Origin of the sequence: Sporosarcina gallistercoris (genome assembly GCF_050459885.1) — a bacterium.
GTDB classification, from domain to species: domain Bacteria; phylum Bacillota; class Bacilli; order Bacillales_A; family Planococcaceae; genus Sporosarcina; species Sporosarcina gallistercoris_A.
The window spans coordinates 147600-163737 of the sequence record NZ_JBCMNO010000006.1 but is presented as its reverse complement, the minus strand read 5'-3'; the positions used below and the strand labels follow the sequence as shown (position 1 = coordinate 163737).

Genomic DNA, 16138 nt, shown 5'->3' with positions numbered 1-16138 from the left:
TCCTCCTTCATTTTCTCCATTGCATCCAGTACCGTCGAGAGAAGGTACCTTCTTATCCGAAAGATTTCTGATGCGCTTTCTTGCGCTTCAAATAATCCTCGTCCTTTCGTATTTCATCCCACCGTTTTTTAAAAACAGCAGCAGATTCCGCCTTCTCCTCATCGATTTGACGGTCTTTGATCGAACCATCTTCATTGTATTTGCGTCCGCCTTTGTAATTCGTATACCGGCGTGCTCGCGTGTATCCCATCTGAATGAATTTACGTGCCATATCCATTCCAACAAAGTCATCATTCTTACGGTACTCTTCAAAGAGTTCACAAATTTTATCCGCAGATTCTTGCGCAATTTCCGGTGTCTTGAAACGCCAATGTGGAAGAATCTCACTTTTATACGGTTCAACGAGCAATACGCCCTGTTCCCCTTTACCTACTTTATAAAGTTCCGGAGACTTGCGGAGATCGAGGTTCTTGTAGTCGAGTTCATAGTCGAATGGCAAGTAGAATCACATCCTTTAGTCCTCTTTTCCCCCTCGAAGCATTATCAAAACAGGCGTCATCTAATAAACAATTCCTTTAACTTTCGTTATTTCCATAGAAAACGGGAGCATTCAATGAATTCATCTTAAGTGGTGTCAATGGAATATATGGTACCGGTCTGTTAAGTGTCGCTATATCCAACGCCCCATTAAAAAGTCGAATCTTGTCGACAACTAGTTGCATTTTCACACTATTCCAACTACTAATTATGTCGTATAATGGAACTATTAAACAGATATAGGAGCTGATATGGAATGCATTGTGAAAGTTATTTGCTTGATAGCCAAGCATTAGCACTAATGGCTCACCAAGATGAGGATGGAAATCGATCCAAAATCGTAACGTTGCATGGAACCTACACTTCACAAAAATCACCAGTGGAACTTCTCAACTTAGCTTGTGTGAGGAGCCATACAACGAAGCTTATACAAAAACAAGCCGCTTGTGAAATTCTGAAATTCAAACATAAGCCGCCGTTCCTTCTTTCTGATGGTGTCGGTGTCTTTCCGACGAGCTCCTCCAAACACGCTACGTGCTGTTGGATTTTCAATCATTTCTTTACAACTCGGGAAATTGGTAAAAAGAAAACCGAACTTACATTTCCAACAGGTATCAAAGTTACAGTTCCAGCCTCTTTACATATCATTCTTCAACAAAGTGGTCGATTGCATACGTTACTCAGTCATTATGCGCAAACAAAGAAGGAGCTTTACTTTGAACAATATCTATTCAATAGTGAACGGATGAATCGGTAACGGTACGCAACATGTCGGCGACCATATTTTTGGTCGTTTTTTTATTTTTATGGAGGTATGAAAAACAACTTTTGACAAAAGCTAAGGTTGGATGATTTTCTGCAACTGGAAAATGACATCCTAATTAGAAAAGGAGTTGAAAACATGCGAATCGTGACACGGATTGCACTCGTTCTCGTCATTATCGGGGCGTTGAATTGGGGTCTCATCGGACTATTTCAATTTGACTTAGTTGCCACCCTGTTTGGCGGACAAGCTTCTATTTTGTCCAGAATCGTTTATACGTTAGTGGGGATCAGTGGAATCGTCAGCCTCGGAATTTTGTTTGAAACACACGATGCGACGGATGAAGAAGTGGAACGCGCTCGTTTCGCCAATCCGAATTATGGAACCGAATTCGGAGATGAACCCGATTTCACCGAGCAGCGGGATGCGGCTCGACGTCGTTCAGATGATGATACGATGCTCTAAATGAAAACACCGCCGAGTGTCATGGCGGTGTTTTTTATACATCATGTGCGTTGACGCAAGTAGCAAGCGAGCTGAAGCTGAAGTGCATCATCTGTATTTTTCAACGAAAGTCCAAGGGTTTCTTCTATCTTCTTCAATCTCTGGTACAGCGTATTAATATGGATGTGTAGCTTATTTGCAGCTTCCCCCGTTGACCGGTTACTTGCAAAGTAAGCGAGCAGCGTCTGTTCCAACGTTCCATCCGAGCGGTCCGCTTCTCGAAGCGGATCAAAGATATCCGTCAGAAACTTATCCACTTCCTCCGTATTCCGGCTTGTGAATAATCGGCTGATGCCAATATCGGTATAGCGTACGAGGGGGCGATTCCGCTGACCAGCAAGCGGATTGGTCAGCGCGATTTCCGCCTCTCGGTATGTCTGCTCGATTTGACTCGTCTCATGAACGAGCGAGCCGATTCCGCCGTGAAGCCTATAGGCCATTTTGAAATCGGACCGGTGGATGAGCAACTCCTCCAACTTCCTCTCAAACAACGTTAACTCCCAAGGTCCTTTCACTCCCGCTACCACGATCACTTTGTTTTGCCATCCGAAAACAGTTTGAATCAGTCCGGCAGCAGATGAACGCAATGCTGCAATGACCCGGAAAATATGTGCTTCTAATTCCTGGGGATCCGGGCAGCCGGTCACTTGCAGCATGGCAACCGCAAATCCTCCCACATTTCTAATGCCGAGCGCTTCCACTTTTTCATGCAATATGGAAGGGTCATTGGCATGGATCAGTTCTTCAAACAGTTCCCGCTGGTTTTTATAGTAAAACGCCAATACATTCTGTTTTTGCACCCGTTCCAGCGCAAGCAGCACGCTTCCTTGTTCAATCACCAGTTCACTTAATCGTTCCAATTTCTGTGATGAATGCGCAATGAGGCAGCCGAGTACAACAGATCCTGAACGAATCGGGTACAAAATGACGTCATCTGCCGGACTCAGTTCCATCGATTTTGCCTGCCCTTCCAGTTGAATCTTCTCAAGCAGATTGTTGAATGTCACCCTCGAAGGCAAGCTTGCGGATGCAGGAATCATCTCATTCATTAACAAATCCGCGAACATCAGGGGCTGTCCTGCCATCCGGCTCAGTTCTTCAATCATTTTCTCCGTTCCCATGTTGCGGACTGACAACTCTGTCAGTGTTGCGTGGATCGCATCCCGCTGCATTAACTTATCGTTCAAGTCGCGTATGTAAGTAAACTGTTTTGCATTGCGGATTGCAATCCCGACCTGCGCCGTGAAAATTTGCAACAACCACAAATCCCGTTCTGTCAGTACTTGTTCTGAATTCATCTGCCCTAAATACATGACACACTCAATCCGCCCATCCACCCCGATCGGATAGGCGATAACAGACCGGACATTCGTAATATCTTCTACCCGTCTCCCCCAGCGCTGTTTGTTCTCTTCTGAAATCCTCTTGACTTTATCCTGCTCGATGTCTTTAGGATCTGTTATCAAAACAGGATCCCCGACTGCGAATGCATGTCCAACCGGACCTTCCCCTAAATCGAACTCCATCTGCTGGATCTCTTCAAATCGATAGCCTTCCGATGCTTTGCAGATGATTTTCCCTCGTGCTTCATCAAACAACCAAAGTGTTCCGTAATCAGCATTCGTAATGACGTCGAGTGTATGGGTCAATATGTTCGAAAAAACGTCTTCCAGGTCGAGTGACGCCGTCGTGTAGTGAATACTGTCGACTATGCGCGCTAGTTTGGCGCGTCCGGTTTCATCGGCATATTCGGAATACCCTTTGTACAACAAGTCAAAGAGCAGTTCGAGTTCGGGTCCCTCCAAAACCGCTGCACCCTCTAGTAATAAAATGACTCGGTATTCCTGTGAATACGTGAATTGGATGACACTTCTCCCTTCTTCTTGTATCACTTGGATCGGTTTTCCGAATACCTTTTTCGTTTTCGGAGGTACCATTCCATTCCTATTTACGAGCGGATAGACTTGCTGCAGCTCATCTTTTGCAATCCATAACGAATAGGGCACTGTGATTCCGATTCGAGTAAGCAGCATTTCGATTGGTAACGTCATATCCCGCTCCTCCTTGTGGAACAATCTCCAATTATCTACTGCTAACTATAGAGATTCATACATTGTACTGTCAACTAAATTAACATACTATTTTAATTAGGTAGAATCTTTACATTGAAGCTTTTGGAGGTGCCTTATGGATTTGGATAAAAGCATGATCGGAATCGCCAGCAAACCTTACCTTGCAGAAATCGATCGAGAGCGCGTCACCCGATTCGCACAAGCAATCGGTGATGAGAACCCTCTCTATTTTGATGAAACCTATGCGGCTGGAACCGCTTATGAAGGCGTGACAGTTCCACCCACTTTTTTAGTTGCACTCGGCAGCAATGCAGAGTTTCCATTGAAGTTGGATTTTAAAAGGATGCTTCACGGTGAGCAGGAATTCATCTACCATCAACCGGTCCGGGTTGGAGATCGTCTTGAATGCACGATGGCTGTAACGGATGTGTATGACCGCGTCGGAAAAAGCGGGACGATGCAGTTTCTCGTGCTCGATACGGAAATGAAAACGGAGGATGGTGTTCTCGCTGCAGTATCGCGGAACACGATTATCTATAGACCCGCACATAAGGGGGCCAATTGAAATGAAAGCGATTACACATGTTCCATTTTCTGAACTGCATGCAGAAATGCAGCTTCCAACACTCGTAAAACCAGCTGTAACACGCGAACAGCTGGTTCACTATGCGCAAGCTTCAGGCGATTTGAATCCTCTTCACACCGATGATGCGTTTGCACAAAGTATCGGCATGGATGGGGTCATCGCCCACGGAATGCTTATCATGGGATTCCTTGGCCAATATGTGCAAGAACTCGCTGGATCGGAAGCAGTCGTCAGCAAATTCAATATGCGTTTCGGGGCGATGACGAAGCCGGGCGACTCGATCACATGCAGCGGCATTGTCAAGAGTGTCACTGAAATCGACGGCAAACGTGTAGCAGAACTTGAATTGAGTGCAGAGAAAGCCCCTGGAGAACGGGTTGGAACGGGTTCTGCAAGTCTTACTTGTACCATCGAGAACGACTGACTAAGGAGGCAGCATACATGTCAACGTATTCAAACCAATGCGCAATCGTCGGGGTCGGCGAAAACCAGCGCTCTCGTAGATCGGGGACCACTCCCCTCCATATGGCACTTACTGCCGCTCGCAATGCGCTCGCAGATGCAGGATTAGAAGCGAAAGACCTTGATGGAATCATGAACTATTCGACTGGCGGTGATTCTTGTCCTTCACACGAACTCGGGACGTACCTTGGATGTCATCCGAAGTATGTAAAAGACATAAGCGGCGGTGGCAGCAGTACGGAACTGCTCATTGCAGATGCGGTTGCTTTAATTGAAGCAGGCATGCTCGAAACCGTGCTTATCTATCGTTCGATGAATGGCAGTTCCGGTGAAAAAGTCGGACGCGGATATGATCCGAATATGCTCCAGGAGATGCTGCCAGGCGGAAGTTTCATCATGCCATACGGCTCTGCTTCTCCTACCCAATGGTTCGGGATGTTCGCGAACCGGCATATGCATGAAACAGGCATCACGAAAGAGCATCTTGGTCACGTTTGCATCAGTTTCTATGAACATGCACAGCGCAATCCGAATGCATTTCTGAATGGGAAACCGCTCGATATGGAGACGTATCTTGCAACGCCTGACATCAGTATGCCCTTCAATATCCATGACTGTTGCGTAGAGTTGGATGAAGCGAATGCAATCATCGTGACGTCGGCTGCAAATGCGAAAAACTGTAAATCGAAACCGGTTTACATCGCAGGGATGGCACCTAGGACAACACATTCACATGTTCATTACTGGACGCAGGTCGACGAAGTTGCAGCGGACCATGCGGCTGCGGAGCTCTATAAATCCGCCGGCGTGAAACCGGAAGATATTCAAGTCGCATCGATTTACGACTGTTTCAGCTGGGTCGTGCTTCGGCAGCTGGAATCATACGGGTTCGCTAAACGCGGTGAAGTCGGCGATTTCGTTGCGGCAGGTAATTTGAAAATGGGAGGAAGTCTTCCTTCCAATACTGCGGGTGGCATGCTTTCGGAAGGGTACACTCACGGCATGAACAACGTATTGGAACTCGTTCGTCAACTGCGTCACGACTATAAAGGGACGCATCGCCAAGTGAAGGATTGCGAGCTCGGCATTGCAACCGGCTGGGCAGGTCCTGACATCGCAGGTGCGATGATCTTACGAAATTAAAGGAGGCGTCTTGATGACTAAACAGACTGCATATGAAAAGCCGATTCCATTGAAGACCCGGGATAATCATGAGTATTGGGACGCCGCGGATCGACATGAGCTTCAATTGCAAAAGTGTACAGCGTGCAGCACTTTCATTCACCCGCCGGGTCCTGCATGTCCGGCTTGTGGAAATCCGGAGACGGAGTGGGAGTTGCTCGGTTCGGATATTACGGCGACGGTGTATTCATACATCGTGTCGTACCGACCATTTTTACCGGGGTTCCAGTATGACTTGCCGACTGTGATTACAGTGGCTGCACTGGATGTTGCGCCTGACGTGAAGATTATGGCGAATATCGTGGATTGCGACCCGGCAGATGTGGAGATCGGGATGCCGCTGAAAATGACGTGGGTGGATATTACAGATGACCGGGCGTTGCCGCAGTGGGTGTTAGCCCGGGGATAGAAGGGCTTGAATTCCCTTCTATCATTAATAAAATATCCTACTTGTTATAGAAAATCCGTTGATTGGAGCGGAAGACGGCGACTCCGGCGGAATCAGCGAAGATTGAAGACCCCGCAGGGAGCGTAAGCGAACGAGGAGGCTGAGATCGAGCCCGCGGAAAGCATCTGTCTGCAGCGTAAATCAACACCGTTTGTTATCTCAGTTAAGAAAGGGTGTGCTTTTGTGGACTTTACGTTTACGAAGAAGGAAGAGAAGTTTCGCGGGGAACTGCGGGGTTGGCTTGAGGTGAATTTGCCAAAGGGCTGGCTACAAGGGGATCGCAAACTTCCTGAAGATAATGAACACTACTCAAAATTCCTCCGCGATTGGCAGCGGACTTTATATGAAGGCGGATGGGCAGCGATTTCCTGGCCGAAAGAATATGGCGGGCGTGACGCGACGCTTATGGAAGAAATCATTTATCACCAAGAAATGGTTCGCGTCCAGTCCCCTCCTCTCGTGAACTACATCGGAATCCACATGGTCGCACCGACGCTTATGCAACTGGGAACCGATGCTCAAAAAGAGGAATTCATCGAGAAAATCCTGACAGGCGAACAAGTGTGGAGTCAAGGGTACTCAGAACCTGGGGCCGGTTCCGATCTGACTGCTCTCCAGACAACGGCTGTCAAAAAAGATGGCAAATGGGTCATCAACGGTCAAAAAGTGTGGACCAGTTTTGCGCATCTGGCAGACCGGTGTTTCCTGCTCACGAAAACGAGTCAGTCTGAAAAGAAACACGAAGGCATTACGGTGTTTCTTCTCGATATGGACCAAGAAGGCGTCGAAACGCGTCCGATCGTTCAAATGGATGGACATCAGGAATTCAACGAAGTCTATTTGACTGATGCGATTGCGACAGACGAAGATATCGTGGGTGAAGAAGGAAAGGGCTGGGCTGTCCTCATTGCTCTTATGCTCCACGAACGTTCGGGCATAGCGGCACAAGTCTTTACGCTCGAACAGCAATTCGACCTGGTGATTGACATGGCGAAAACCGTCCGTGTAAACGGCTGTCTTCTTATCGATGATCCATTCGTGGAAGATGGACTTGCTGATTTATATGCCCGCATTAATGGGGCCAAGCTGAATTACTATCGGAATATTACCCATACATTGAAAAACGGTCGTCCAGGTCCGGAGAGTTCGTTAGATAAATTACTAGTCAGTGAGTTAACGAAAGAACTCTTCGACTTCGCGATGACCATTCAAGGTCATTCCGGCGTATTGACTCATGAAGATTCGCTATTCGACGCAGAGATGCAAGGCCAATACCTGGCTTCATTCGGCGCAACCATCGGCGGAGGTACGAGCGAAGTTCAACGCAATACGATCGGTGAACGGATTCTCGGACTTCCTAAAGACTTAGGACGATAACGATAAAGGTGAGGTGACCAGTATGGATTTTGCATTAAGTGAAGAACAGGAGCTGTTCCGCACAGCCATCCGGAAATATATGAATGATCTCGAACGAACGGAAGCCGCCCGTGCCGTCATAAACGGAAAACCCGATGTGGTGACTTCTGCCGCTGCCGGGCTTGCTGAAATGGGTGTGACCGCTATCCCGGTTCCCGAAGAGTTGGATGGATTAGGCTTAGGAGCACTTGATCTCGTTCCAGTTTTTGAGGAGACCGGACGGGTGTTGTTGCCCGGACTGCAGCTGGAGACGCTTGCACTCGCAGTCCCTTTACTTGAAGCGTATGGAACGACTGCACAAAAAGCAGCTCGTCTGCCTAAAGTCGCTGCCGGTGAGAGCAGCATTTCCATCGCTTGGTATGAGAAAGATGGCAGTTTGTTCCCGAATTCCTTCAGTTGCGTTGCAGCTAAAACTGAAAGTGGATATGCCCTTTCCGGCACGAAAACGCTTGTCCCTGTCATCGGTGAACCGGATACGTTCATCACGAGTGCACAGACTGCCGAAGGCAAATCGTTATTCCTTGTTAAAGCGAGTGATGTTGCGTCATCACGAGTGCTTTCTGTGATGGATGAAACCCAGCAACTCGCTGAACTCACATTGGATCGAGCGCCCGGTGAGTTACTTGGCGAGCCGGGGCATGCTGCTGACATGCTGAAAAAAGGGTTACTGCATTTCAATGCAGCACTTTGTTCCAGCATGGTCGGCGGAATGGATGAGCTTGTGAAAATGACAGCGGAATACGCGAAGATCCGGGTTCAGTTCAATCAGCCGATTGGACGATTCCAAGCGATCAAGCACGGGATCGTGAATATGAAGCTCGATTTGGAGACGGCCCGTTCCCTCTCCTACTATGCTGCGTGGGCTGTTGAAAATAATGCAGAGGATAAAGAAGCCGCTGCCCATAGCGCTCGGTCTTTCATTTCCAAGGCGTTTATCAAAGCGGCTGCAGATTCGATTCAAATTCATGGTGGCATCGGTTTCACAGAGGAACTGGATGTCCAATTGTATTTGAAGCGCGCCCGTTATTATGAAAACTATTTCGGTTCTGTGCGCGATTCTCGCAGAGCGACTGCACAGTCTCTCGGCTGGCATTCAACAGCGACGACGCGTGACGCTGTTCCGGCTTCCTGAAATTATTGAATGTAGTTTTTATTGATAGGAATCGTGTGATGGGTGTGGGTTATGGGCGGTTGCGCGCGGGTTATGCGCGGGTTGGCTGTGGTTACGGGCAGGTTCGCTCGTGTTATGAGTGGGTTCGCGTGGATTACTAGCGGGTTTGCGCGGGATATGAGCGGGTTTGCGGGAGTTACGAGCGGGTTCGCGCGTTATGAGCGTTATGAGCGGGTTCGCCCGCGTTACGAGCGGGTTCGCGGAGTTACGAGCGGGTTCGCCCGCGTTATGAGCGGGTTCGCGGGAGTTACGAGCGGGTTCGCCCGCGTTATGAGCGGGTTCGCGGAGTTACGAGCGGGTTCACCCGCGTTATGAGCGGGTTTGCGCGGGATATGAGCGGGTTCGCCCGCGTTATGAGCGGGTTCGCCCGCGTTACGAGCGGGTTTGCCCGCGTTACGAGCGGGTTCGCCCGCGTTACGAGCGGGTTGACTCGCGTTATGAGCGGGTTCGCGGGAGTTACGAGCGGGTTTGCCCGCGTTATGAGCGGGTTCGCCCGCGTTATGAGCGGGTTCGCCCGCGTTACGAGCGGGTTCGCCTGCGTTACGAGCGGGTTTGCGCGAGATACGAGCGGGTTCGCCCGCGTTACGAGCGGGTTCACCCGCGTTATGAGCGGGTTCGCGGGAGTTACGAGCGGGTTTGCGCGGGATACGAGCGGGTTCGCCCGCGTTATGAGCGGGTTTGCGCGGGATATGAGCGGGTTTGCGGGAGTTACGAGCGGGTTCGCCCGCGTTATGAGCGGGTTCGCGGGAGTTACGAGCGGTTCCCACTAGACACTGACACGATTCCAGATCCACCCGAAATACTAATGTTCATTAGAATAAAAAACATCTAAAACGAGGAGGAGAATGATTATGGCAGTGTCGACAGACTTGAAAGAGTATCAGAACTTGATTGGCGGAGAACTGCGGGCAGCAACGGGCGGCAGCCTTACCGACAGTATCGATCCATCTACTGGGAAAGCATGGGCACGCGTTCCGAAAAGTTCTAAAGAAGACGCAGTCACTGCAATCGAAGCCGCACAGAAAGCCTTCCCTGCCTGGAAAGCGCTGTCTGCCAGCGAGCGGGCGGCTTGTTTACGGGACGCTGCAGAAGTCATTGCATCGAATGGCGGCGAGCTTGCTGCACTCGAAACTCAAGACAATGGCTGGGTGATCCGGGAAACGACGTATGGGCTGATTCCCGTCCTCCAGCAAGTTTGGCTGGATGCAGCCGGGAAAGCTGCAGAAGCGAATCGCGGTCAGACCGTTCCGATGAGCCCCACTAGTCTTGGGTACACATTGCGAGAACCGTATGGTGTTGTTGTCGGGATCACGCCTTGGAATGCTCCCCTGTTCACTTTTGCAATCAAAGCAGCTTATGCACTCGCTGCTGGAAATACAGTGGTCATCAAACCTTCTGAACAGGCGGCAGTCTCTTCCCTTCATTTAGGTAAATTGCTGAAAGATGTCTTCCCGGAAGGTGTTCTGAACGTCATTTGCGGACCTGGTTCTGAAATTGGCGATACCCTTGTCAGTCACCCTGCTGTTGATAAAGTGAGTTTAACTGGGTCAGGCGGTACTGCCAGCTCCATCGCAAGAGCAACGGCAGGGAAACCAAAACCTTTGATCTTCGAACTCGGCGGGAAGTCTGCAAACGTCCTGTTTGCAGATGCCAACATTGAAAAGGCGGTTGAAGCCATCTGTACCTACAGCATTTTCACAGGGAACTCTGGTCAGCTATGTGTTGGAGGTTCTCGCATTCTTGTCCATCGTTCGATTATTGACGAGGTATCCGAGGGAGTTAAACAATTCCTGCAAAACCCTCAGTTGAAACAGTTCGGCCCCACCTTGGAGCCAACTACCACAACTGGGCCTATCGCAACTAAATCACAGTTCGAGAAAATCCAGTCTTACATCCAGCTTGGATTGGATGAAGGTGCTGAGCTCGTATATGGCGGGCGTTCAGGCGGTACTGAACTCATCCCGGATCGCAGCGACTTAGCGGAAGGGTATTGGGTCGAGCCTACTTTGCTAAAGTCCGAGACCAATTCATTAAGAGTTTGTCAGGAAGAGATTTTTGGCCCTGTGGCGGTTATGATTCCGTTCGATACGGAAGAAGAAGCGATTGCGTTGGCCAACGATACGGAATTCGGACTCGCAGCGGGTGTTTGGACTTCTGATTTGAGCCGTGCACACCGGATGGTAGCCGCACTCGATGCTGGAAACGTTTGGGTCAATACGTATGCACGAGTTGGTGTGGACCTGCCGTTCGGAGGAGTAAAGAGCAGTGGATTCGGAACGGACTCGATTGAAGACTATTCACGTGAAAAAGCATGCGTTATTGAGATGTAACCCCTACCCACCGGTGAGTTTGCAGTCGGTCGAGAACTAGTAGATGGCGTACAATCCATGAGTTGAGTCAATTCTTGAGAAAGCGGTGGTCAAATGAACGTTAAACTTTCAAATCGGATGAATTACGATCAAGATTTGCCAGAAACACTCGATATCCCGAACGTCACGGCAGGCGCCATTTTAAAAGGAAGCGTTAAACAATACGGTGACAAAGATGCATACATCTACCGTGACATGCGGATTACGTATAGCCAAATCTATACAGAAGCAAAAAAGTTTGCGAATGCCCTTCGCACGCTTGGCGTAGGGCGAGGAATGACCGTTTCCACGCATCTGCCGACCTGTCCGCAATATGTCGCGGCGTACTACGGGATTATTTTAACCGGTGCTGCCTATTCACCTCTGAATCCCTATTTGCCTGCAGGCGATCTGACTTATCAGCTGAATGATTCTGAAACGAAAGTGGTCGTCACCCATGAATCCGTTGCACGTTCCATTCGGGAAGTGCTCGCAGACACATGTGTCGAGCACGTCATTATGACGGGTGAATCCGAGATTTTCACAAACGAGTACCCAGTAGACGTGTCTTCATATGAAGGCTGGCACAGTTTTGCTGCATTGAAATCTGCTGCATCCGATGAAGAATTCGATCCTGGAATCGATCCTCAGCAAGATCTCGTTCACATCGCGTATACAGGCGGTACGACCGGCAGCCCGAAAGGTGTCATGATCACTCATGAAAATCTGGTCAGCAATATCACACAAATTGCCGCGTGGACAGCTGGAGCATTGCCTGTAGTCGATGAAGACGGCGCACTTCGTTTTGTAGCAGCGGAACAAGATCCAGAGGCATATAAGAAGAAGTATTTGATCCCCCTTGGGGAAGAAGTCCGGTTAAGCCCTTCTCCTCTGTTTCACATTACGGGCGGCATCGGAATGATCGTTTCTCCGATGGCCCAAGGCGTAACGACGCTACTACCTGATCGCTTTGTGCCGACTCAATTCTTGGAACTCATGGAGAAATACAAAGTTTCATCCATTAATGGAGCCCCTGCCATGTGGAACGTGCTGTTAAATCTGCCAGGAATCGATTCATATGACTTTTCCGCCATTCGCAATGTCAGCTCTGGAGCTGCTCCGCTTTCTCAAAAAGGGATGAGCTTGCTGAAAGACATGTTCCCGAATGCACGTGTCGGAGAAGGTTACGGCTTGACCGAAGCCACAGCCTCGGTGGCTGGAAGTGTCATGATTTCGGGCGGTGTCCACAAAATCGGAACCGTTGGATTGCCTACGTATAATACAGAAATCAAAGTCGTTTCCCTTGATGGAATCAGTGAAGAGCCTCTACCTCCAGGCGAAAGCGGCGAAATCTGTATTAAAGGCCCGCAAGTGATGAAAGGATATTTCAATAAACCTGAAGAAACTGCAGCGACATTGCGCGGCGGCTGGCTGCACACCGGAGATATCGGAATTATCGATGAGGACGGCTACCTTGCGATCGTGGATCGGAAGAAAGAGATGCTGATATACAATGGATATAACGTGTATCCAAGCCGTATTGAAGAAGTGATCGTGTCCCACCCTGCTGTTCAAAATGCGATTGTGATCGGGAAGCCTGTGGAAGGGGTCGGGGAGATCCCGAAAGCGTTCGTCATCGTTAAACCGGGCACTACACTCAGTGTAGAAGAACTGATGTCGTATACGAATGAGCGGGTCGTCCATTACTCCAAAGTACGGGAACTCGAATTCCTCGAACAGTTCCCGATGACGGCAGCAGGCAAGATTTCCAAAATCCATTTGAAGAAAATGGAGCTTGAAAACCAATGATCGAGAACGCTTCACCCAAGTGGTGGGGCGTTTTTCTATAAACAGATTCGGGGTGAATGCGGGAGCCATTCCCCTTTTTCATTCCAAAATAAAAGCACCTCCTTTTCAGAAGATGCTCACGCCTACAAGTTCACTGCAATACAGGACTTTCATATACAGTTAGCTGGTTTTTGCCATTCGCTTTTGACTGATATAACGCTTGATCCGCCCTATAGAAGAGTTCTGAAAACCGTGTGAAGAGCCCATTGGAATTGTCTGCAATTCCAACGCTCACAGTGACGGGTATGAGTTCCTCATTGTAGGTAATCCCCTGTTTCTGGATTTCGGCCAGCAGGTGATGGACTCGATCGGCTGCATCAGCCCGCGATGCGCCGTTCAAGAGGAAGACCAGCTCATCTCCTCCATAACGTGCTAACAATTCCGTTGAATCCGATTTCCACAATACAGTTCGGCATATCGTACAGATTACTCTTAATGCCTCATCGCCCGCCAAGTGACCATGCGTATCGTTGATCGACTTGAAATTATCGAGATCGAGTGCAATGCAGGAAATCGGGCTGCCTGTTTGAGCTGCCTTTGCCAGCCAATTCGCAGCGGTTTCTTCTAAATGTCTGCGATTGAAGAATCGAGTCAGAAAGTCTGTTTTTGCGTTTCGTTCAATCGCAGCCACATTATGTTTCATTTCCAGTTTCAGAGCAGTTTTCGCCAACTCCTGCTGCTGAAGTATTTTTAACAACTTAATATATTCCTGCTGCACGACAAAACCTAGCTGCCGATCATCCAGAATTTCACATAGGTCACAACGCCTCTCTTGAATCTCCTTCAGTAACAGGAGGTCGTTTATGTCCAATGCTTCCTTCTTTGCTACATTAAAAGCTTTCATAGCACTTGCATATTCTTTGGTCTCCACTAAATAGCGACCATACAAATCATAGCAGTGTGTTTTCTCCCGCTTATGGGTGTCCAGGAGGGGATCCGCCAGCATTTGCTCAATCATTTGTCCTGCGAGATCCGTATCACCAAGCCCAACATATGCATTTGCGATGTTCAACTTCACTCTGAAACTGAGAATCGGCCTATCCGGATGATATCGTTCAGCCATTGCAAGTCCACTCAGCCCGGCTTCAAGAGCACCCTCAAAATCTTTTTCACTCGCACAAATGTGGCTGTAATTGCTGAAGGCATTACTAACCATGTTCCAACGCTTAAGACGCGTTCCCAATTCAATTCCACGCATCAGCGCACTCTTCGCTTTTGTGTAGTCCTTATTGTAATCATACAAAATGACGAGGATGTTGATGCCATTCAGTTGTTCGTTCTCATCCCCATATTGGGAACAATATTGGAGATGTGCATCGACACTTAAAAACGCTTCTTCAATCGCACCGATACTATAAAAAGCAGCCGCATGATGTATATGTGCGCATAACACCGCTTTGTGATCTTGCCGTTTCAACCCTTTTTCCAGTAATACATCACAATGCTCGATTAACTCTTTATAACGACCTTCCACCCGTAATTGCAACGCCTTTTCTCTCATGGGAGTCAACAATTCATCAGTCATTCGCATTTCCTCCGTCATCACACTGGACATCAGTGGGAATAAAAACTAAAACCACTTTTTCTATTATAGTAACATAGTCCGGAGTTCATAGACTCATAGAATTGAAAAATAGTACCATATCGGATTAATATTGGCTGATTGTAGGATTTTGCGTCAAAAAACAGCTCCTCGACGAATTGTCAGAGGAGGTGTTTTCAAACCCATGCGATTTCAAATTGCTGATTGCCGCCGATATAGTTCAGTAAAGCTATGTCTTCTCCGATGACTTGTCCCAAAACGTTCACTCTCTCGTCAGCCACCAGATCGGCTTTCGTCACTTGTAGCTCACCTTGATAGCGCAGGTAGCGCTCATTATCGATGGTGATCGTTCCAACAGGCCGCGGTGCGCAATACTGTGCAGGAACGGTTTTTCCAGATGCCATAGCCGCTGGCCGGGATCCGCTGGAACGGATGACGTCGCGTGCGCTGTCGGGACGGTTCGTATGCAGTGTTTCAGCTGTTGCAAGCGCTTGTTCATCCGCCTGTTCTGCAGCATGGGCACGGAGCAAGATTTTGCCATGCTGATACGCTTCGAATTGACTTAAGCTCTCGGCACTCAACCCTGGATCTCCAATAAGCACTTTATCGACATATCCTTCGCGGATCAGTTCCAAACAAGATGCCAGCGGGGATGCATGACGGTGTTTTTCAAGCGTCGGCAGCGTTTCAAACAGCGGTCCTCGGAGCTGTCCGTCTCCTGGAGCAAATGCCATGACACGCACGCCTTCGTCTTGCAGCCAATGGTTCCGTTTGATGAAATCTTCCAGTCCTAATGCCGTTTCAGGCCGCGGATAAAAGTTATGCCATGCTTCAGTCGCTTCCAGTCTTAGCCCTGCCGCTTTCATGTCACTCAGTTCTTCGTGTGTCACTGTACTTGCGTTCAATGCAACACGCATCACTTGGGACAAGTTTGCAATGACTTCCGGTGAGATTCCATAGTCCAGACGCAACCCGCTGATTCCCCATTCCAATAAGCCTTCCGCCTGTTCCAGCGTGAATCCAAGAGAATCCAATGCGGAGGGGCTTACATCGATCATCAGTTCCATCTTGAGCTCCTGCGCTAATTTCCCAAGCAGTCGTACTTCCTCTTTGTACGCGGAGGCATCATTTTCCGGAATATGAAGTGATGTGAAAATGGACTTAAAGCCAACTGCATTCATTTCACGTATACGTTGTTCATGCTCTTCAAAGTTCACCGTTCCTAAATAGACAGACATGCCCATCATACCGTTCACTC

The 16138-nt window shown here is 48.7% G+C and carries 16 protein-coding genes; 12 read left to right on the top strand and 4 right to left on the bottom strand.

Features of this window, described 5'->3' with window-relative positions:
• Positions 1 to 52: 52 nt before the first annotated feature.
• A complete protein-coding gene (locus ABE021_RS04725; protein WP_430287140.1) occupies positions 53 to 499 on the bottom strand; it encodes a DUF4385 domain-containing protein in 447 nt (148 codons plus the stop codon).
• Between the two features lie 294 nt (positions 500 to 793).
• Here ABE021_RS04725 and ABE021_RS04720 point away from each other — a divergent pair, with 294 nt between their 5' ends.
• Positions 794 to 1294 (top strand): competence protein ComK, encoded by a 501-nt coding sequence (locus ABE021_RS04720; protein WP_430287139.1) that lies wholly within the window; start codon positions 794 to 796, stop codon positions 1292 to 1294.
• A 144-nt stretch (positions 1295 to 1438) separates the two neighbouring features.
• On the top strand, positions 1439 to 1765 hold the full coding sequence (locus ABE021_RS04715; protein WP_430287138.1) for a DUF378 domain-containing protein: 327 nt from the start codon (positions 1439 to 1441) through the stop codon (positions 1763 to 1765).
• A 41-nt stretch (positions 1766 to 1806) separates the two neighbouring features.
• Here the strand turns inward: ABE021_RS04715 and ABE021_RS04710 are convergent, their stop codons facing one another.
• Positions 1807 to 3855 carry a helix-turn-helix domain-containing protein gene (locus ABE021_RS04710; RefSeq protein ID WP_430287137.1) on the bottom strand — a complete coding sequence of 683 codons (2049 nt, stop codon included), beginning with the start codon at positions 3853 to 3855 and terminating at the stop codon, positions 1807 to 1809.
• A gap of 136 nt (positions 3856 to 3991) precedes the next feature.
• On the opposite strand from ABE021_RS04710, the gene ABE021_RS04705 reads away from it, so the two are divergent.
• From ABE021_RS04705 to ABE021_RS04660, 10 genes are all read left to right on the top strand, one after another.
• A complete protein-coding gene (locus ABE021_RS04705; RefSeq protein ID WP_430287136.1) occupies positions 3992 to 4441 on the top strand; it encodes a MaoC family dehydratase N-terminal domain-containing protein in 450 nt (149 codons plus the stop codon).
• A gap of 1 nt (position 4442) precedes the next feature.
• Positions 4443 to 4886 (top strand): MaoC/PaaZ C-terminal domain-containing protein, encoded by a 444-nt coding sequence (locus ABE021_RS04700; RefSeq protein WP_430287135.1) that lies wholly within the window; start codon positions 4443 to 4445, stop codon positions 4884 to 4886.
• A gap of 17 nt (positions 4887 to 4903) precedes the next feature.
• On the top strand, positions 4904 to 6067 hold the full coding sequence (locus ABE021_RS04695; protein WP_430287134.1) for a thiolase C-terminal domain-containing protein: 1164 nt from the start codon (positions 4904 to 4906) through the stop codon (positions 6065 to 6067).
• A gap of 13 nt (positions 6068 to 6080) precedes the next feature.
• Positions 6081 to 6515 (top strand): Zn-ribbon domain-containing OB-fold protein, encoded by a 435-nt coding sequence (locus ABE021_RS04690; protein WP_430287133.1) that lies wholly within the window; start codon positions 6081 to 6083, stop codon positions 6513 to 6515.
• A gap of 222 nt (positions 6516 to 6737) precedes the next feature.
• Positions 6738 to 7931 carry an acyl-CoA dehydrogenase family protein gene (locus ABE021_RS04685; protein WP_430287132.1) on the top strand — a complete coding sequence of 398 codons (1194 nt, stop codon included), beginning with the start codon at positions 6738 to 6740 and terminating at the stop codon, positions 7929 to 7931.
• Positions 7932 to 7953: 22 nt separating this feature from the next.
• Entirely contained in the window at positions 7954 to 9102 is a 1149-nt protein-coding gene (locus tag ABE021_RS04680) for an acyl-CoA dehydrogenase family protein (protein WP_430287130.1), read from the top strand.
• 51 nt (positions 9103 to 9153) lie between these two features.
• Positions 9154 to 9456: a hypothetical protein gene (locus ABE021_RS04675; RefSeq protein WP_430287129.1), complete on the top strand. Its 303-nt coding sequence runs from the start codon at positions 9154 to 9156 to the stop codon at positions 9454 to 9456.
• The gene (locus ABE021_RS04670; protein ID WP_430287127.1) at positions 9453 to 9911 is read left to right on the top strand and encodes a hypothetical protein; all 459 of its coding nucleotides are present in this window, start codon (positions 9453 to 9455) and stop codon (positions 9909 to 9911) included. Before ABE021_RS04675 ends, ABE021_RS04670 begins: the two co-directional genes overlap by 4 nt.
• An 81-nt stretch (positions 9912 to 9992) precedes the next feature.
• On the top strand, positions 9993 to 11471 hold the full coding sequence (locus tag ABE021_RS04665) for an aldehyde dehydrogenase family protein (RefSeq protein ID WP_430287126.1): 1479 nt from the start codon (positions 9993 to 9995) through the stop codon (positions 11469 to 11471).
• 93 nt (positions 11472 to 11564) lie between these two features.
• Positions 11565 to 13298, top strand: a complete 1734-nt coding sequence (locus ABE021_RS04660; RefSeq protein WP_430287125.1) for an AMP-binding protein — start codon at positions 11565 to 11567, stop codon at positions 13296 to 13298.
• A gap of 130 nt (positions 13299 to 13428) precedes the next feature.
• Here ABE021_RS04660 and ABE021_RS04655 read toward each other — a convergent pair whose 3' ends face one another.
• Both ABE021_RS04655 and ABE021_RS04650 read right to left on the bottom strand, forming a co-directional pair.
• On the bottom strand, positions 13429 to 14862 hold the full coding sequence (locus ABE021_RS04655) for a GGDEF domain-containing protein (RefSeq protein WP_430287123.1): 1434 nt from the start codon (positions 14860 to 14862) through the stop codon (positions 13429 to 13431).
• A gap of 194 nt (positions 14863 to 15056) precedes the next feature.
• The gene (locus ABE021_RS04650; protein ID WP_430287165.1) at positions 15057 to 16127 is read right to left on the bottom strand and encodes a DUF871 domain-containing protein; all 1071 of its coding nucleotides are present in this window, start codon (positions 16125 to 16127) and stop codon (positions 15057 to 15059) included.
• Positions 16128 to 16138: the final 11 nt, after the last annotated feature.